The 18,140-nt window shown below is 62.4% G+C and carries 16 protein-coding genes and 4 pseudogenes; 12 read left to right on the forward strand and 8 right to left on the reverse strand.

What is annotated here, in order from left to right; all coding sequences use genetic code 11:
• Window positions 1-14 precede the first annotated feature (14 nt).
• From soxB to AO692_RS08180, 4 genes are all read left to right on the forward strand, one after another.
• Window positions 15-1,715: a thiosulfohydrolase SoxB gene (gene soxB, locus AO692_RS08160; protein ID WP_082407259.1), complete on the forward strand. Its 1,701-nt coding sequence runs from the start codon at window positions 15-17 to the stop codon at window positions 1,713-1,715.
• A 126-nt stretch (window positions 1,716-1,841) separates the two neighbouring features.
• A complete protein-coding gene (gene soxC / locus AO692_RS08165) occupies window positions 1,842-3,116 on the forward strand; it encodes a sulfite dehydrogenase (protein WP_054309570.1) in 1,275 nt (424 codons plus the stop codon).
• Window positions 3,100-3,813, forward strand: a complete 714-nt coding sequence (locus AO692_RS08170) for a cytochrome c (protein ID WP_054309571.1) — start codon at window positions 3,100-3,102, stop codon at window positions 3,811-3,813. Before soxC ends, AO692_RS08170 begins: the two co-directional genes overlap by 17 nt.
• A gap of 424 nt (window positions 3,814-4,237) precedes the next feature.
• Window positions 4,238-4,702: a DsrE family protein gene (locus AO692_RS08180; RefSeq protein WP_054309573.1), complete on the forward strand. Its 465-nt coding sequence runs from the start codon at window positions 4,238-4,240 to the stop codon at window positions 4,700-4,702.
• Window positions 4,703-4,734: 32 nt separating this feature from the next.
• Here the strand turns inward: AO692_RS08180 and AO692_RS08185 are convergent, their stop codons facing one another.
• The 4 genes from AO692_RS08185 to blh are packed head-to-tail and all read right to left on the reverse strand — an operon-like array spanning window position 4,735 to window position 7,666.
• Window positions 4,735-5,514 carry a sulfite exporter TauE/SafE family protein gene (locus tag AO692_RS08185; RefSeq protein ID WP_054309574.1) on the reverse strand — a complete coding sequence of 260 codons (780 nt, stop codon included), beginning with the start codon at window positions 5,512-5,514 and terminating at the stop codon, window positions 4,735-4,737.
• A gap of 3 nt (window positions 5,515-5,517) precedes the next feature.
• Entirely contained in the window at window positions 5,518-5,949 is a 432-nt protein-coding gene (locus tag AO692_RS08190; RefSeq protein WP_054309575.1) for a YeeE/YedE family protein, read from the reverse strand.
• A complete protein-coding gene (locus AO692_RS08195) occupies window positions 5,946-6,365 on the reverse strand; it encodes a YeeE/YedE family protein (protein WP_152979758.1) in 420 nt (139 codons plus the stop codon). Before AO692_RS08195 ends, AO692_RS08190 begins: the two co-directional genes overlap by 4 nt.
• Window positions 6,365-7,666, reverse strand: coding sequence for a bifunctional sulfur transferase/dioxygenase Blh (gene blh / locus AO692_RS08200; RefSeq protein WP_054309577.1), 1,302 nt, complete (start codon window positions 7,664-7,666; stop codon window positions 6,365-6,367). Before blh ends, AO692_RS08195 begins: the two co-directional genes overlap by 1 nt.
• An 84-nt stretch (window positions 7,667-7,750) precedes the next feature.
• Here blh and AO692_RS08205 point away from each other — a divergent pair, with 84 nt between their 5' ends.
• The gene (locus AO692_RS08205; protein ID WP_054309578.1) at window positions 7,751-9,013 is read left to right on the forward strand and encodes an FAD/NAD(P)-binding oxidoreductase; all 1,263 of its coding nucleotides are present in this window, start codon (window positions 7,751-7,753) and stop codon (window positions 9,011-9,013) included.
• Window positions 9,014-9,028: 15 nt separating this feature from the next.
• Here AO692_RS08205 and AO692_RS08210 read toward each other — a convergent pair whose 3' ends face one another.
• Complete coding sequence (locus AO692_RS08210; RefSeq protein ID WP_244483290.1) at window positions 9,029-9,610, reverse strand: DsbA family protein; 582 nt, start codon at window positions 9,608-9,610, stop codon at window positions 9,029-9,031.
• Between the two features lie 192 nt (window positions 9,611-9,802).
• On the opposite strand from AO692_RS08210, the gene AO692_RS08215 reads away from it, so the two are divergent.
• The 3 genes and pseudogenes from AO692_RS08215 to AO692_RS33635 form a co-directional block, all read left to right on the forward strand.
• Window positions 9,803-10,468 (forward strand): response regulator transcription factor, encoded by a 666-nt coding sequence (locus tag AO692_RS08215; protein WP_054309579.1) that lies wholly within the window; start codon window positions 9,803-9,805, stop codon window positions 10,466-10,468.
• Window positions 10,465-11,913, forward strand: a complete 1,449-nt coding sequence (locus AO692_RS08220; protein ID WP_082407257.1) for an ATP-binding protein — start codon at window positions 10,465-10,467, stop codon at window positions 11,911-11,913. The genes AO692_RS08215 and AO692_RS08220 overlap by 4 nt, the downstream gene beginning before the upstream one ends.
• Window positions 11,903-12,070: pseudogene (locus AO692_RS33635) on the forward strand (LysR family transcriptional regulator); the annotation flags it as partial. The gene AO692_RS08220 and the pseudogene AO692_RS33635, both read left to right, overlap by 11 nt.
• A 25-nt stretch (window positions 12,071-12,095) precedes the next feature.
• Here AO692_RS33635 and AO692_RS33640 read toward each other — a convergent pair.
• The 3 pseudogenes from AO692_RS33640 to AO692_RS08235 all read right to left on the reverse strand — a co-directional run.
• Window positions 12,096-12,298: pseudogene (locus AO692_RS33640) on the reverse strand (phage integrase N-terminal SAM-like domain-containing protein); the annotation flags it as partial.
• 778 nt (window positions 12,299-13,076) lie between these two features.
• Window positions 13,077-13,676, reverse strand: a pseudogene (locus tag AO692_RS08230) (IS66 family transposase zinc-finger binding domain-containing protein); the annotation flags it as partial.
• A gap of 202 nt (window positions 13,677-13,878) precedes the next feature.
• A pseudogene (locus AO692_RS08235) lies at window positions 13,879-14,136 on the reverse strand (transposase); the annotation flags it as partial.
• Between the two features lie 96 nt (window positions 14,137-14,232).
• On the opposite strand from AO692_RS08235, the gene AO692_RS08240 reads away from it, so the two are divergent.
• From AO692_RS08240 to AO692_RS08255, 4 genes are all read left to right on the forward strand, one after another.
• Window positions 14,233-15,249, forward strand: coding sequence for a LysR family transcriptional regulator (locus tag AO692_RS08240; RefSeq protein WP_200911714.1), 1,017 nt, complete (start codon window positions 14,233-14,235; stop codon window positions 15,247-15,249).
• A 132-nt stretch (window positions 15,250-15,381) separates the two neighbouring features.
• Window positions 15,382-17,373, forward strand: coding sequence for a conjugal transfer protein TraG (locus tag AO692_RS08245; protein WP_054309583.1), 1,992 nt, complete (start codon window positions 15,382-15,384; stop codon window positions 17,371-17,373).
• An 8-nt stretch (window positions 17,374-17,381) separates the two neighbouring features.
• Window positions 17,382-17,858: a CopG family transcriptional regulator gene (locus AO692_RS08250; protein ID WP_054309584.1), complete on the forward strand. Its 477-nt coding sequence runs from the start codon at window positions 17,382-17,384 to the stop codon at window positions 17,856-17,858.
• A gap of 12 nt (window positions 17,859-17,870) precedes the next feature.
• Window positions 17,871-18,110, forward strand: a complete 240-nt coding sequence (locus AO692_RS08255) for a DUF4160 domain-containing protein (protein WP_054309585.1) — start codon at window positions 17,871-17,873, stop codon at window positions 18,108-18,110.
• Window positions 18,111-18,140: the final 30 nt, after the last annotated feature.

The following is an 18,140-nucleotide window of genomic DNA, read 5'->3' on the forward strand; positions in this document are numbered from 1 at the left end:
CGGGAGGACTGATGATGGGATATACCAGACGCGATTTTCTGCAGTTCACGTTCAACGCCGGCGTCGCGTTTGGTGCGGCCGGATATCTGTCGAACGCGACCCGTGCCCTGGCGCAACAAAAGCTCACGCAGGACGACCTGCTTCGTTTTGAGTCGAAGGGTCAGGTGACGCTTCTGCATTTCACCGACGTGCACGCCCAGCTCCGTCCGGTCTTCTTCCGCCCGCCCGACACCAACATCGGTGTCGGCGACAATGCCGGCATCCCGCCCCATCTGGTCGGCGAGGAATTCCTGAAGGCCTTCGGCATCGAGCGCGGCAGCGCGCTCGCCTATGCCTACACCTCGCTCGACTATGCAGATCTCGCCCGCAGCTATGGCCGCCTCGGCGGGCTCGACCGCACCGCCACCCTCGTCAAGGCGATCCGCGCCGAGCGCGGCGACGACAAGGTCCTGTTCCTCGACGGCGGCGACACCTGGCAGGGGTCCTACACGTCGCTGAAGACCAACGGCGAGGACATGGTCGAGTGCATGAAGCTCCTCAAACCCGATGCGATGACCGGGCATTGGGAGTTCACGTTCGGCCAGGATCGCTTCACCGAGTTGGTCGAGCAGATGGGCTATCCTTTCCTCGCGTCGAACGTCTTCGACAGCGAGTGGGACGAGCCGGCCTTCGACAACGCCGCGACCTTCGTCAAGGGCGGCGTCAAGGTGGCGGTGATCGGCCAGGCGATGCCCTATACGCCGATCGCCAATCCGCGCTGGATGTTCCCGAAATGGTCGTTCGGCATCCGGGCCGATGTCCTGCAGAAGAACGTCAATGAAGCGCGCGCCGGAGGCGCTGAAGTCGTCGTCCTGATCTCCCACAACGGTTTCGATGTCGACCGCAAACTCGCGGGGATGGTCAAAGGGATCGACGTGATTTTGACGGGTCACACGCATGATGCCATCCCGGCCGCAGTTCAGGTCGGCCAAACCCTCATCCTGTCGTCGGGCTCGCATGGCAACTATCTCGGCCGTGTCGACCTCGAAGTCTCGGGCGGCAGAGTAACGGGCCATAGCTCGAAGCTGATCCCCATCTTCGCCGACATCATCGCACCGGATCCGGAAATGGCAGCGAAGGTTGAGGAGGTGCGGGCGCCGCATGCCGCAGAGCTGTCGCGCGTGCTCGGCCGCACCGAATCGATGCTCTATCGCCGCGGGAACTTCAACGGCACATGGGACGATCTGATCTGCCAGGGAATCATCAAGGAGCGCGATGTGCAGATTGCGCTTTCGCCTGGCTTCCGTTGGGGTGCGACGCTTCTCCCTGGCCAGGAGATCACGCTAGAGGACCTCTATGACGAAACTTCCATGAGTTATCCGGCGGTCTATCGCAATGAGATGACCGGAGCGCAGCTCAAGGAAGTGCTCGAAGATGTTTGCGACAACCTTTTCAATCCAGACCCCTTCCTGCAGCAGGGCGGCGACATGGTGCGGGTTGGCGGCATGACCTATACGTGCACGGTCAACCAGACCATCGGGAACCGCATCTCCAACATGGCACTCGCCGCCACCGGCGAGCCAATCGATCCGGCCAAAACCTATACGGTCGGAGGTTGGGCGTCAGTGAACGAAGGTGTGGAAGGCCCCGCCATCTACGACTTGATGGAAGGCTATATCTCGGGGCTCAAGACGGTCAGTGTCCAAGAGCGACAAGCCGTCAAGGTCATTATGTGACCATATCGGCCGAAGGGAGCCGGTCTTGCCCGAGCACGGCCAAAAGAAGTCGAAACGCTGTTGACGTCAAAAGAAATACATATAAAAATTCAAATGTAAGCATGGATTGAAACTCGGGAGGAGCCGATGACCTTGGACCAGGCTCGGTCGGTGCCGTCGCGTCGCGCACTGTTGAAGGGTGGATTGCTGGGCGCGGCCGCCGCCGCGGTCGGTGCATCCAGCGCGCGGGCAGCTTCTGGCGAAAGTGTCATTACCGAGGTCCAGGATTGGAACCGTTATCCGGGCGATGGTGTTGATGCGCGTCCCTACGGGAAGCCGTCTCAATTCGAAGCCGACGTCGTGCGCAGAAATGTGCCTTGGCTGACGTCCGATCCGATCTCCTCCGTAAACTTTACGCCGCTGCACGAGCTGGACGGAATCATCACACCGAGCGGTCTGTGCTTCGAGCGCCATCACGCGGGAATCGCAGAGATCGAGCCCGGCTCACACCGTCTGATGATCAATGGCCTGGTGGATCAGCCATTGGTCTTCACGATGGCCGACCTCAAGCGCTTTCCTCGGGAGAATCGCGTCTACTTCCTGGAGTGCGCGGCGAACTCCGGCATGGAGTGGCGGGGTGCACAGCTCAACGGCTGCCAGTTTACGCATGGCATGGTTCACTGCGTCATGTACACGGGCGTCCGCTTGAAGCACCTGCTGGACGAGGCCGGCGTCAAGTCCTCCGCGAAATGGCTGCTTGCCGAAGGTGCGGACGCTTCCGCCATGACGCGTTCGATCCCGCTGGAGAAGGCTCTCGACGATTGCATGGTTGCCTTTGGCATGAACGGCGAGGCTCTACGGCCCGAGCAGGGCTACCCGCTTCGCCTCGTCGTGCCCGGCTGGGAGGGCAACATGTGGGTGAAGTGGCTGCGTCGTCTCGAGATCGGGGACCAGCCCTGGGAGCAACGCGAGGAGACGTCGAAATACACTGACCTGCTCGCCAACGGAAAAGCTCGGCGCTTCACCTGGGTGATGGACGTGAAATCCGTCATCACCAATCCGAGCCCGCAAGCCCCGATAACGCATGGCAAGGGCCCGCTGGTGCTCACCGGCTTGGCTTGGTCCGGCAACGGAACGATATCTCGCGTCGACGTATCCATCGATGGCGGGCGCAACTGGAAAACTGCGCGCATAGATGGGCCGAGCCTACCTCTCGCGTTGCATCGTTTTTACTATGAGTTCGACTGGGACGGCTCAGAGCTGTTCCTCCAATCTCGCGCCGTCGACGAGAAAGGCTTTGTCCAGCCCACGAAAGACCAATTGAGATCTGCTCGCGGGCCGAACTCCATTTACCACAACAATGGCATCCAGACCTGGTACGTCGGCACGAACGGAGTGATCGAGAATGTCGAGATTTCGTAAGTGGGGCCTGGCCGGGTCGGCGTTCGTGGCAATCGCGTCATTTGCAATTGCATCTCCGAACCAACCTGCAAAGACAGAGCCGACAGAGCGCGGAAAGCCACGTGTCGGACGCGTTGCCACGCCAGACGAGGTGCGCGCCTGGGATATCGACGTTCGACCCGACGGGCTCGGATTGCCCGCGGGGCGCGGCACGGTGTCGGCCGGGCAAGCCATCTATGATGCTCAATGCGCATCCTGCCATGGCGATTTCGGCGAAGCGATCGGACGCTGGCCGGTCCTTGCAGGTGGGCAGGGAACGCTGGAGGCCGATCGTCCGGAGAAGACCATCGGCTCCTACTGGCCCTATCTTTCAACGGTGTACGACTATGTACGTCGGGCGATGCCTTTCGGAAATGCACGTTCGCTTTCCGACGACGACGTCTACGCGCTTACCGCGTATTTGCTCTACCTGAACGACATTGTCGACGACGAGAATTTCGAGCTTTCGAAGGAGACGTTCACGTCGGTCAAGCTGCCGAACGAGCCGAATTTCATCGATGACGATCGGGTTCGGGAGCCATACTACGCCGACAAATCACCACCGTGCATGAACGACTGCAAGCCGGGAAAGGCGGCAATCAAAATGCACGCCGCAGTCTTGGATGTGACACCGGAAGCAGGCGACAAGGGTGAGACCCCGAAAAGCGGCATAGAATAGGTGGTGTAAGACCTAGTTTTCTGGGGAGGAGCCAGGATGCAGATAGCAAGATCGCAGTTCCGTCTGAGTTACATATTCGTGATCCCCTGGATCGTGTCCTCCCGGCCAGTCGCCGGCGTTGCGTACGCATCGCCGGCGACTGGCTTTCTTGACGTCGCGATCTTGCGGATCGCCGATCGGATACTCTCCTTTGACGGCAATCAAGCCTATGGGTGCTCGGCTGGGAGCCGGGCGCTGATGAGGAATTCGATCGGCGGGTTTGCCGACCGCATCCTCACCACCTTGGCTGGTCAATCACGGAGAGTCACTGGTCACCGTGAGTCATTCCGAGAAGGCTAATGGTTGGAAAGCGGACGCCACGCGTCCACGTCACTTTTGATGAGATCGGTGAAGAGCGTGGCGAACAGAAAGAAGGAGGATGACAATGTTCAACGTCAATAGGCGAGTGCTTGGCGGCATGATGGTCGGGGCGTCGATGCCGGGCTTTGCGTCGGCGGTCGTAGCTGCGGAACGTTATGCCGATCAGAAGGTCGTTTATCATGTCAACGATCTTCCTGGTGAAGACGGCAAACACCATCGCGCCGCCCTAAACAATGTCCAAAACCATATCGATGCCGTCGGAAAAGGGCGCATTGAGGTGAAGGTCGTCTTGCATGGCGATGGCGTGGAAATGCTCCGGCAAGCAATGAGCAACGACAAACTTCAGTCCGCCATCACCAGCCTGAAAACGCAGAACGTGCAGTTTCTTGTCTGCAACAACACCCTGACCGGCCGAAACATAAATGCCGATGCCGACCTTTTCGAAGTCTTTGAAGAGGACATCGTCCCGTCTGGCGTAGCTGAACTGAGCAATCTTCAGCAAAAGGGCTTTACCTACGTGAAGCCTTGACGCGCAACGGCTAGCGCGGTGTTCAGCTCGAGTCAGGTAAAGAATCCGCTGGCGCTGCGGTAGAGCACATAGGCGGCGACCATGAAGATGAGTGCCGCGAAGATCCGGTTGAGGGTGTTCTTGTCCGCCGATAGACGGTTCGCGAGCATCATGCCGAGAATTCCGCCGATGATTCCCCCGGCGATGAATTCGAGCGCGATCGGCCAGTCCACCAAGCCGGATGCCGCGTAGTTCAGCGCCGTCGCCAGGCCGAAGCTGCCGACTGCCAGCAGCGATGATCCGATCGCGTTGATCATCGGCATCCCGGTGGCGAGGATGAGGCCAGGAACGATCAGGAAGCCGCCGCCGATCCCGAAGAATCCCGATGCCATTCCGGTCATTGAGGCTACGGCGGCCGTGATCAAGCAGGTGCGGAGGCCAACGGGGCGCTCGGGCGCGGAGATCTTCGGCTTCGGCCGCAGCATCACCACACCGACGAAGACCATGACTATGCCGAAGAGGAAGAGCAGGCGTTCACCGTCGATCAGCTTGCCGAGCGTCGAACCCACGAGCGCACCGAGCGTGCCAACACCGGCGAAGACGATCGCGCAGCGCCAACGCACATTGCCGCTCTTCGCGTGGCCGATGAGATTGGCAAAAGCGTTGACGGAGACCGCGAGCGCGCTTGTGCCGATGGCAATGTGTGGCTGCGTCACGCCGACGACGTAAAGGAGCAGCGGAGTCGCCAGGATGGAGCCTCCGCCCCCAACGAGCCCTAGTGAGAAGCCGACGAGCCCGCCCGAGGCGAGCGCCGGCCCAAGGTTGGCGAGCATTCCTCACCCCTTTCCAGCCGCGAAGCGATCATGCGCGAGCATTCCGATCAGCATGGCGAGGGTGACGATGAGCGCCGGAATCAATCCCAGAGATACGGCGGCGATTGCGGGGCCGGGGCAGAAGCCGGCTAGGCCCCAGCCGACGCCGAAGATGGCCGAGCCGACGATCAGCGAGGGGTCAATCCGGGTGCTCGTCGGCAGATGAAGCTTGTCGTCGAACAGCGGCTTATTGATTGCGAAGGCCAGTCTGTAGCCGATGAAGGCGACCACGACGCCGGCGCCGAGAACGAAGATGAGACTCGGGTCCCATGCGCCGGCAATGTCAAGAAAGGCCTTGACCTTGGCCGGGTTGAGAAGGCCGGAGATCGCAAGGCCGAGTCCGAAGAGAAGACCCGCTGCGAGGGCTGCAAGCATGCGGAATGCCGTCGCGGTCATAGCCAGCCTCCGAGGCGCATGGCGAGCACGGTCAGAATGGCAGTTGCGAGGAACGTGAGCACCGCGACGAACGACCGTGGCGACAGCCGGGCGAGGCCCGAGATTCCGTGCCCGGAGGTGCAGCCGGAGCCCATACGCGTGCCGAAGCCAACCAGCAGCCCGGCGACGATCAGCAGGGGCCACGATGCAGAAACCGCGACCTGAGGTGCGCTGCCGAAGATCATGAGATAGGCCAACGGACCGAGGAGCAGGCCGGCGACGAAGGCGATATCGTGCCCGAAGCGCTCGCCGCGTTGCCCGAGAACGCCGGCCACGATACCGCTGATCCCGGCAGTACGCCCGTTGAGCAACATGAGAAGGCTTGCGGAGAGGCCGATCAGCGCGCCGCCGACAATTGGAGCAAGGTAGACGTCCATCACCAGGCCGCTCCCTCAAGCGCGTTGAGCGGGATCTTCAGGTAGCGTCTGTCGTTCTCCTCCGGCTCTGGAAGCCGGCCGCCGTTCATGTTCACCTGAAGCGCAAGCAGGATCAGCTTGGGCATCGGCAGGGTCGCGTCACGCGCTTCCCGCAAGGCGATGAAGGTCTCCTCCGTCCGTCCGGCGATATGAGGATTGGAGCTCTTCTGCTCGGCGACTGTGCTCTCCCACAATGGCGCGCGGCCGCCTGGCTGATAGTCGTGGCCCGTGAAGATGCGCGTCTCGTCCGGCAGCGCGAGAATGTCCTGAATGGACTTCCAGAGGATCTTGGCGCTGCCACCGGGGAAATCGGCGCGAGCGGTGCCGGAATCCGGCATGAACAGCGTGTCGTGCACGAACGCGGCATCGCCGATCACATAGGTGATCGAGGCGAGCGTGTGCCCGGGTGAGAACATCACCCGCGCGTCGATGGTGCCGACCTTGAACGTATCGCCGTCATTGAAGAGCCGGTCCCACTGCCGGCCGTCGGCCGGAAAGTCAGGCCAGTTGTAGATGCCCTTCCAGAGCGTCTGGACATCGACGACATGTGCGCCTATCGCGGTCGGCGCCCCGGTCTTGTCCTTGAGATAGCGCGCGGCCGAGAAGTGATCGGCATGCGGATGGGTGTCGAGAATCCACTCGACCGTTAAGCCTTCCTCAGCGATGTAGGCGAGGATCTCGTCGGCCTGCTCGGTTTTGGTCGATCCCGACTTCTCATCATAGTCCAAGACGGGATCGATGATTGCGCATTTCTTCGTCGTGGGATCGGTGACGACATATTGGATGCTCCCCGTGCGCGATTCGTAGAATCCCTTCACCTTCGGCTTGGCGAGACCCCGGTTCGCCGCGATCCAGGCGCGGGCTTCGTCTGCCGGAATTCCGATGTCGCTCGCGGTTGCGACCAGCTTGTCGTCGCTGAAGCCTTGGACGTCCGCGTCGCCGGCCAGCACCCGCATGTAGAAGGATCGGGCACCGGAGCGGCAATGCGCGACCACTGGACCGTCCGATGCAACAACGGCTTCAGCGAAGCGGCGGACGTCATCCTTGGTCATCGATCTGCTCGTGACCGGAATGAAGACATAGTCGAGGCCGGCCGCCTTGGCTGCGGCTGCCTCCGCGGCCGTCCCAGGCTGAGACGCGTCCTCGCCATCGGGACGATTGTTGATGACCGTCTTGAAACCGAGGCGGCGCAATTCGGCGAAATCGTCGGGCTGCAGTTGCCCGGCGACGGAAAACTTCTCTGTGACCGGAATGGGCTTCATGGACGGTTCTCCTTGACGATTTTCAATATCGATTACATACTTACATATAATTAGATATAAGAATCCGCAAGTGCGAGGTAGGCAATGGAAGCCGTAGTGCATACGCAGGTCGCCAAGGCGCCTGATCTCAAGCATCGGATCGTGATCGTCGGTGGTGGAGCAGCCGGCGTTACCGTCGCAGCCGAGCTCGTCCGTGAGAGGCGGAGCCTCGACATCGCGGTCGTGGAGCCATCGGAGACGCACTCCTACCAGCCGGGTTGGACCCTGGTCGGCGCTGGCGTGTTCACGCGTCGGCAGACCGAACGGAAGGAGCAATCGCTGCTTCCGAAGGGCGTCAAGTGGATTAAAGCATCGGTGACGGCGTTCGCGCCGGACGACAATCTGGTGATGCTGAGCGATGGCCGCGCTCTCGGCTACGACTATCTCGTCGCGTGCCCCGGCCTCAAACTCGACTGGGACAAGGTCTCCGGTCTCAGCGCAGCTCTTGGCAGCAACGGCGTTTGCAGCAACTATTGGGCTGACACGGCCGAATATACTTGGCGCCTTATCCAGAGTTTCAAAGGCGGGACCGCGCTGTTTACACAGCCGCCGATGCCGATCAAGTGCGCAGGCGCTCCACAGAAGATCATGTACATGATGGCGGATCATCTGCGCCGACGGGGTGCCCTCAACGCCGCCACCCTCAGATTCTGCCTCGCTGGCGACGCTCTGTTCGGCGTGCCCTTCTTCGTGCCGCCGTTGCAGAAGGCTGTCGACGAATACGGCATCGAGGTCGCCTATCGGCACAATCTCATTGCAGTCAACGGGCCTGCGAGGGCGGCGCTCTTCAGCGTTACCGACAAGGACGGGCGCACGTCTGAACGGGAAATGCACTTCGACATGATCCACGTCGTGCCGCCGCAGACGGGCCATGACGTCGTGCGCGCAAGTTCTCTTGCCAATGAAGGGGGGTGGATCGAGGTCGATCCGGCCAGTCTTCGGCATATCCGCTACCCGAACGTCTTTTCGCTGGGCGACGCGGCCTCCACCGCCAACGCCAAGACGGCTGCGGCGGTGCGGCTTCAATCTCCCGTGGTGGTCGCCAATCTGCTTGCCGCCAGCGACGGCAAGCCGCTTCCCGGAACCTATGACGGCTATGGCTCGTGCCCGCTGACCGTTGCGCTCGGCAAGATCGTGCTGGCCGAGTTCGCCTATGGCGGGAAGGTGACGCCGAGTTTTCCACTTGACCCGCGCGTGCCGCGTCGAAGCATGTGGTATTTGAAGACCAAGTTTCTGCCGTGGCTCTACTGGTCCCACATGCTGAGGGGCGGCACGATCGACATCAAGCATCGCGAGCGGGGCTGGTAGCGGATGCGCGTGGCATCATTGCCCCTCGGCTTGTTTCTTGCGCGCGTCCGCCACGACCTGCTTGAAACCCTGATAGTCGAGCGTCGAGGTTTGGAATGGACCGACGAGATAGGCAGGCGTGCCCGAGAAACCGATGGCGTCGGCCTGCGCCATGTTGCGCTTGATGATGGCGTCGATTTCCGCAGACTTCGCCCTCATGTCCGCGTCCAGGCGAGCCATGTCGATGCCGGCGGCCTGCAAGCCTTCGCGCATCTTTTCCTTGGGAACACCTACACCGGGAATGCCCATCAGGGCATGGTGCGCGACGTCGTATTTGCCCTGATATTTGGCGGCGAGCGCCATCATAGCTCCGTCGATGGAGGTCGGACGGATGACGGGCCAGTCTTTGTAAACGAGGCGGATCTTGCCGTCCTCCTTGACCACTCGGTCGAGATCCGGGGCGGACTTCTTGCAGAATGGGCAATTGTAGTCGAGGAAGGCGACGATGGTGACATCGCCGCGAGGATTGCCGGCGACCGGTGCAGCCGGGTCATTGAGAATCATTTCCTTGGAAACGTCGGCATGCTGCCCGAAGGCCGCGCGGTGCATGAGCGGCATCGCGAGAGCCGCGCCGCCTACGGCGATCATGGCGCCGCGACGCGTAAGAGCTGGCATATGGGATCTCCTTATCCGTTGTGAGCCGGACAGGGCGGCGCCCTGCCTGGAAGCGAGACCCGAGCCCGCCACCTTAAGGCTGGCTTAAGGTCGGAACCCGATTTCGGTCGGGTCATTGGAGGAAAGCAAAGTCGCATGAGAGTTTTGTTGGTCGAGGACGACGCAGTATTGCTGAACGGCTTGCAGGTCGGACTGGGTCTCGCCGGCTTTACAGTCGATGCCGTGTGCACCTGCGCCGACGCGTCGGCTGCGCTGCGAGGCTCTTCCTTCGACGCCGTCGTTCTCGACCTCATGCTTCCCGACGGCTCGGGTTTGGGCGTGTTGGACGAATTGCGAGGCCGCCAGGTCGGAACACCGGTCCTGCTCCTGACGGCGCGGGACAGCGTTCCTGATCGGATCGCCGGGCTCGACGCCGGAGCCGACGACTATCTCGGCAAACCCTTCGACCTGAACGAAGTCGCCGCTCGTCTAAGGGCGCTGACAAGACGTGGCAATGGTGGAACGTCTGCGTGCCGCGTCTGGCGTGATCTGCGCCTCGACCCGGCGACAATGGCGGTTTCAAAGTGCGGCGAGGTCGTTCGCCTGTCGCGTCGCGAGTTTTCCATCCTGCATGCGCTGATGGACCGGCCGGGTCAGATCCTGTCGAAGTCGCAGCTCGAGGACCGGCTTTATGGCTGGCAGGAAGACGTCGAGAGCAACACGATCGAGGTGCATATCCATAATCTGAGACAGAAGCTCGGTCCGGGCGTCATCGAGACGGTGCGCGGGGTCGGCTACAAGCTGGCGGAGGTTGCCGCGTGACGTCGATCCGGAGCCGGCTATTCCTGATCCTGATGATCACTACCGGCGTCGTGTGGATGTCGGCGATTGCCTGGATCTACCTCAGCACGCGCGCAGAGGTTGAACGCGTTCTCGATGCGCGCCTGATCGAAGCGGCGCGGATGGTGAGTTCGCTGATCACGAGCCAGGAGATCGATCCGAAGCGTGCCGCGCAGGTTCCAGCTATCGAGCCGACAGTGCATACCACCTATGACCGGCAGCTCTCGTGCCAGATCTGGGCTCTCGACGGGACCTTGGTCGGTCGGTCGGACGCCGCCCCCGCCACACCGCTTTCCGACGCCAAGGATGGGTTCTCTGAGACCGTCATCGGCGGAGAGACCTGGCGCGTATACGCGGTCGTCAACACCGATCTCGGTATGCGCGTCCTCGTCGGAGACAACATGCGCGTGCGCGATCGGCTGGTTGCAGACGTCATCCGCGGGCTGGCGCTTCCGGCGCTGCTGATCCTGCCGATCTTGGCGGGGTTGATCTGGCTGAGCGTGAGGAAAGGCCTGGGGCCTCTCAACAAGATGGCCCATGCGCTGGAGACACGTCCGGCATCCGATCTGAGCGCGCTGCCGGACGTCGAGACACCTTCCGAGATCAAGCCGGTGATCCGGTCGCTCAATGGACTTTTCGGGCGCGTACATGTCGCGCGCGAGCGGGAGCGCGATTTCACGGCGTTCGCGGCCCATGAGCTTCGCACTCCCATTGCCGGCCTCAAGACCCAAGCTCAGGTTGCACTAGGCAGTGACGATTCAAACATCCGGGCGAACGCGCTGCGTCAGATCGTGGTCGGTGTGGACCGTACCTCGCGACTGATGCGCCAGCTCACGGACCTGACAAATGCCGAGCGAGGTGAGGCTGACACGGAGGGCCACCGCGTTAATTTGGGCAGATTGGCCAGCCAGCTCGCCGATGACATCCAGCAGCATTATCCGGATGCGGCGCCCATCGATATCGATGTCCGGTTGAACAACATCGTTGTCCAAATCGACGCGTCGCTGTTCATGCTCGCCGCGCGCAATCTTATGGAGAACGCTGTCCTTCATTCGTCCGATGGGAGCGCGGTTCGCTGCAGTGTGGAAACCGATGGCGATTGCATCGCGGTGACAATCGAAGACAGCGGGCCCGGAATACCGGAAGACGAGTTGCCGAAGGTTTGCGAGAGGTTCTACCGCGGCCGCAACAAGACCGGGATGGGCAGTGGTCTCGGGCTCGCCATCGCTGATCTAGCGGCAAACCGCCTCGGCGGGAAGGTTGTTCTGAAAAATCGCCCAGCGGGCGGCCTTCGCGTCGAGCTGCAATTCAGCAACGCACCGCTGCTCCGAGCGCCTCGTGATGAGCTCCGCCATCCCGAGAGTAGAGCAGTGGTCCATCCCGATTGCAGTCGAAGCGGTGAGGATCGGCTAGCTCATGAACGGTAAGGTCGCGAAGCGTCACGACGGAATCGAGATGCGTCATCTCTGCTACTTCGTGGCAGCGGCCGAGCAAGGTAGCTTCAGAAAGGCTGGCCTCGCGCTGGGGATACAGGAATCCGCGATCAGCCGACGCATCCGAGACCTTGAAGATCACGTCGGGGCCGCCGGCGAGCGTTTTCTCCACGGCGCGCCGGCCAGGACATCCCGATCGCCACCAGATGAACCTGGAAGGTGTCCGGACATCCTCCAGGCCGAGACGATCGGGAGACCGACCAAAATACCGGCTCAACTTCGATACCGCGGCAAGGTAGGATCGTTGCGTCGCCGGCGACAGATTGCGGACTGTCATGTCCTCGATCATGCGGCGGCGAAGAGGGCTGATCTCAGCCATCGGAAAACCTCCTGTCTGAAGGGTTGGGCTTCGAAAATCCACGATCCTCTCAAACAGGAGGCTGCTGTTGCGACTCTTCCTCAATTGCCGCGCAAGCGGCTTCGTTGTGTGCTCAGCATGTTCAACCGCTTGGGGGTGAAAGTCCCTTAGCCAACCTGATGGAGGTGAAGGCTTAGCAAAGCGCAAGGGCATTACCGCGAGGTGGTGTCTGAAGGAAGCGTGGAGCAAAACCGCGACCTGACGAACAGAAACTGGATATGAGGCACCCCTGGCCGGACGAGCGGGCAACGAGTCGCGAAGTCCACATCCATCAAGGGCAGGGTTGTAGATCCGGCAGGTACGCGGGGAAGGCGATTGAACTTACCTGGGGAGGCCTGCGTCATGTTCCGACTTCGGAACTGAGGGAACCGCGAGGTGACCTGACCGTGACGCAGGAGTCAGCAGACGGCGTAGTAGGTGATGCTGTCGGCAAGGCTAGTGAGGCACTCCAAGGCCGAAAGGCGGAGCAACGGATAGGCCGAGCCGGGAACGATGACCGAAGGCCCGAACGATTGGAAGTGGCAAGTAGGACTGGCAACTCATGAGTGGAAAGCGGCAGAAGACCCAGTATTCACTGGCCCTGGAACCGACGGACCGGGGTAAAGCCCCTGGCGGCGGTTGCGAAGGGGCCGAACCGCTCGTGGCGGAGACAGCGCCCGAAAGCCCGGCTTGGACGGAACAACTAATGGAGAAGGCGTGCGATCGAGAGAACCTTGAAACAGCGTGGAAACGCGCATGTGATGCCCTGCCGGGCGTAAATCTGAGCCTGACGATAGAGCGGCAGGTGATCGGCGTATTTGGAGACGAGAACATAAGCCACCGTCACCTCGGTCGGCAATCCGCCCTCAATCAGTCGTGCCGGCGCGGGCGCCTGCACCACGACCTCCTCGCAGGACCGACAGGCATATTTTGGCCGGCGCACGACCAGCACGCGCAGTTGCGCCGGGATGATGTCCAATCGTTCGCTGCAATCCTCGCCGATCCGATGCAGCAGGCTGCGGCAGCAGGGACAGCTGTGATCTTCGATGTCGACCACCATCTCGATGCGCGGCAGATGTGGCGGAAGCGATCCCCGGTTCATGCGGCGCCTGGCGGCACGATGCGCCCGTTCGGCTGGGGCGGCGGCTTCTTCTCCAGCCTCACCGCTCGCCATCACCTGCTCGACGTCTTCGAGCCCAAGCAGAAGCTGATCTTCCGGCAGTGTCTCCGCACGTCGGCCGAAGCGATGGCGCCGCAGTTCCTTGATGATCTGCTCCAGCCGTTCGGCGCGAGCACGCTCGGCCAGCAGCATCGCCTTCAGCGTGCTGGGATCGTCAGGAAGCGCATCGGCCAAATCCATGAATCAAATTAGATCATGGGACTCACCGTGCCGCGAGTGCGCGGACTGATTCACTCTGCCGCAGCTCAACTCGGCTGTGTCGGCGCCACCGTAACCCGCGAGGCGTGGACCCGCCGCCAGTCGAGCCCCTCCAGCAATGCCGAGAGCTGCGCGGCCGTCAGATGCATGATGCCGTCCTGTACGTTCGGCCAGCGGAATGCCCCGAATCGTAAGTGGCGCGCTCAAGCTGGCGGCTCGAGAACACCCTCGTGGCGTAGCCGTATACCAAAAGCCCCAACAGCACGCTCGGGTGATACGAGGCCGAGCCCGAGCCGCGATACGCCCCGACCATCGCCGACAGGTCGAGCCGCTCGATCACCTCCACCACGAAGCGCGCCAGATGCCGCTCGGGCAGCCATTCGTCCACCGACGGCGGCAGCAGAAACCCGGTCTCGCGATCAACCTGGCGGAAGTTGCTCACTATCGCTCCAGTCAAAGAAGGCAGAATCAACCGATGCCATGGAATCCGACCCGCGTCGTCAGATCAAGTCCGACAGGCTGCTAGGTGTCTGAACCAATGCGCAAGCGGCGTTCAGCACCTATGATTGATCGTCAATGGGGAGTGCCGACCCAGTTGGGTTCGCGTATTCCCCTCGCGTCGCTCATCCAGACGCTCGCCGTGGCCGAATATCTAAACTTCCGCCACGCAGCCAATGCGCTCCGCGTCAGCCCGTCGAGCGTCAGCGCCCGCATCAAGATGCTGGAGGAAGACCTTGGCGTTCTGCTGTTCGAGCGCCACGCGCGGGGCGTCCGGTTGACGGAGGCCGGCCGCCACTTCGTGGAACGAGTGGCGGCCGGTGTCGATCAACTCGACCACGCCGTGAAGACCGCGGGCATGGCGACGCGAGGAGAATGCGGCCGCCTGCGTATCGGCGTTCATGCACTGATCCCCGGCAGCTTCCTCGCAGGGTTGATCGGGCAATATCGCGAAGACCATCCGCGCATCGCAGTCGAGATGACGGAGGGAACGGCGCGTGAGGCGGTCATGCAGCTTCGCGCCGACCGGCTGGACATCGCATTCGTGGCCGGCACGCCAAAACTACCTGACTGCCATTCTCGACTAATTTGGACCGAACCTCTCATGGCCGCACTACCGGATCGGCATCCGATGGCCGGGCACTCCGCTGTAGCCTGGGCCGATCTTGCGGGAGAGACCTTTCTTGTCCGCCACGGCGGCACCGGCCCGCAGGTGCATGACTATATCATCCTACGCCTTGCCGGGCGCTGGCCTACGTCTTCGATCCTCCGCTTTGAGGTAGAACGTTGCACGTTGCTGTCGATGGTCGGGCAGCGCTTCGGCATCACGATCGTCGGTGCGGCTACGTCGCTGCTGCCAACGTCCGGCGTGGTTTTCCTGCCCATCACGGACGAGCCCGCGCCGGTCGCGTTCTCGGCGGTCTGGTCGCCCTATAATCGCAGCGCCGCGCTCCAAAACCTGCTCACCCTCGCGGACGAAATGAATCGGTCAGCCAATTCGCTCGAGCATTCTGCAATTCGGCTTCACCACGGCCGCGAAGTCGGTCGGCACCCATGACTGCGCGCGTGTAACCCGTCCTATTTGTACGCCACAGTATCCGGCAGCCCTCCCACTTCATCTTTCCTGTTGCCTGTCGCGCAAACGCCTATTCTCTGATCGGCTCCATCCCTTTTGCCGATTGGAGCCGATATGCGTGGAGGCCGAATCCTTTGGGGTCAGATCGCCGTTGTCTTCGTCATTGTTTTGGTGACGACCTGGGCGGCGACGCAATGGACCGCCTGGCGGCTCGGCTTTCAGGCGCAGCTTGGCAATCCACGGTTCGAGCTGGCCGGCTGGCCGATCTACTATCCGCCGACTTTCTTCTGGTGGTGGTATGCGTTCGATGCCTACGCGCCGACGATCTTCGTCGAAGGCGGCATCATCGCGGCGTCAGGTGGCGTCCTCGCCATCGCCGTCGCAATCCTGATGTCGATCATGCGCGCACGCGAGGCGCGCGACGTCGCGACCTACGGCTCCGCGCGATGGGCCGAGGATAAGGAAATTCGCGCGGCCGGCCTGCTCGGTCCCGATGGCGTCGTGCTCGGCCGGCATACCCAAGACTACCTGCGCCACGACGGGCCGGAGCATGTGTTGTGCTTCGCGCCGACCCGCAGCGGCAAGGGCGTCGGCCTCGTGGTGCCGACGCTACTGACCTGGCCGGGAAGCTGCATTGTTCACGACATCAAGGGAGAGAACTGGACGCTGACGGCCGGTTTCCGGGGAAAGCACGGCCGCGTCCTGCTGTTCGATCCGACCAACGCCAAGTCGTCGGCCTACAATCCGCTGCTGGAGGTGCGGCAGGGCGAATGGGAAGTCCGCGACGTGCAGAACATCGCGGACATTCTCGTCGACCCCGAAGGCAGCCTCGACAAGCGCAACCATTGGGAAAAGACCAGCCATTCGCTACTGGTCGGCGCGATCCTGCACGTTCTCTACGCTGAGCCCGACAAGACGCTGGCGGGCGTCGCCAATTTCCTGTCCGATCCGCGCCGCCCGGTGGAAGCGACGTTGCGCGCGATGATGGACACGCCGCATCTCGGCGAAGCCGGCGTTCATCCCGTTATCGCCTCGTCCGCGCGCGAACTGCTCAACAAGAGCGATAACGAGCGGTCGGGCGTGCTTTCCACGGCCATGTCGTTCCTGGGCCTCTACCGCGATCCTGTCGTGGCGCGCGTCACGGCGCGCTGCGACTGGCGCATTGCCGATCTGGTCGGAAGCAACGAGCCCGTCAGCCTCTACCTCGTCGTGCCGCCGTCCGACATCAACCGCACCAAGCCGCTGATCCGGCTGATCCTCAACCAGATCGGCAGGCGGTTGACCGAAGAATTGAAGACCTCCGGCAAGCGCCATCGCCTGCTGCTGATGCTCGACGAGTTTCCCGCACTCGGCCGTCTGGATTTCTTTGAATCGGCGCTTGCCTTCATGGCCGGCTACGGGCTCAAAAGTTTCCTGATCGCGCAGAGCCTCAACCAGATCGAGCGCGCCTACGGACAAAACAACGCCATCCTCGACAACTGCCACGTCCGCGTCGCCTTTGCGACGAACGATGAGCGCACGGCCAAGAGGGTCAGCGACGCACTCGGCACCGCGACCGAGATGCGCGATTCCACCAACTACGCCGGCCATCGTCTCGCGCCGTGGCTGGGGCATCTCATGGTGTCGCGGCAGGAGACGGCGCGGCCGTTGCTGACGCCCGGTGAGATCATGCAGCTTCCGCCCACTGACGAGATCGTCATGGTGGCGGGCACGCCGCCGATCCGCGCCGCGAAGGCGCGCTATTTCGAGGACAAGCGGTTTCAGGAACGCATCCTGCCGCCGCCCGACTTGGCAGCCGCTAATGCCGCCGCGCCGCAGCCATCATCGGACGACTGGTCCAGCCGCGTGGTGGCGGCATCGGGAAAGATATCCGCGACGCGGACCGGCGGGACAGAGGGCGATCCGGCCAATGCCGGTATCCGCCGCGAGCCGGAATTGCCCGAGCATGAGGACATCGTCACGCCGCCGCGGCCGCCCGAGCAGGAGTTCGACCTTCTGGACGACGAGCCCGATGTCGACGCCGCCAAGGCGCGCGCCATGCGCCAACGCATGCGCATGGTCGCGCGGCAAGCGTCGTTGGACCCGGCCGATAGCATCGAGCTTTGAGGCCGGCCATGACGACCCGAACCCGCATGAACGTCTATTTCGCCCCGGACTTGCTGGCGCAGGTCGAGGCGCTGGCGCTGCGCCGGCAGGTGTCGAAATCCGCCATCATCGAGGCCGCTGTTGCGTCCTTCCTGTCCGGGGACTCGGCCGAGAAGCTGGAGGCGGCCATGTCGCGCCGCCTGGACAAGCTCGGCCGCCAGATCGACACGCTCGACGAGGATCTCGCCATCCTGGGCGAGACCGTCTCGCTGTTCATCCGCATTTGGCTCGCCGCCACGCCGCCACTGCCGGAGAGCGCGCAAGCCTCCGCCCGTGCGAAGGGCGCCGAGCGGTTCGACGGTTTCATGCAGTCGCTCGGTCGGCGGCTGGCGACGGGCGACAGGTTTCTGAAAGAACTGTCGCGGGACATGCCCGCGCAGTCCATGCACGATGTCCCGGCCGGCGAGACGGCTGCCGACGATTCCTTGCAAAACCCATCGCGATAGGTTATCTATTCTATGGTCACGATCCACCGCGCGCATGGGCTGCGCATCGTCATCTACACCGACGACCATGAGCCTGCCCATGTGCATGTGTTCGGCGATGGTCACGCCAAGATCAACCTGACTGGCCCCGATGGCGGGCCGGAACTGGTCTGGGCCGAGGGCATGAAGCGGAACGAGGTGCGTCGCGCGATCGCTGTCGTGATCGAGCACAGGGAAGCGTTTCTGGCGCGATGGAGAGACGTACATGGCTGACCTGACCGATGCCGCAATCGACGCCGCGCT

The sequence above is a fragment of the Mesorhizobium sp. 1M-11 genome (genome assembly GCF_001303895.1).
Classification (GTDB): domain Bacteria; phylum Pseudomonadota; class Alphaproteobacteria; order Rhizobiales; family Rhizobiaceae; genus Mesorhizobium.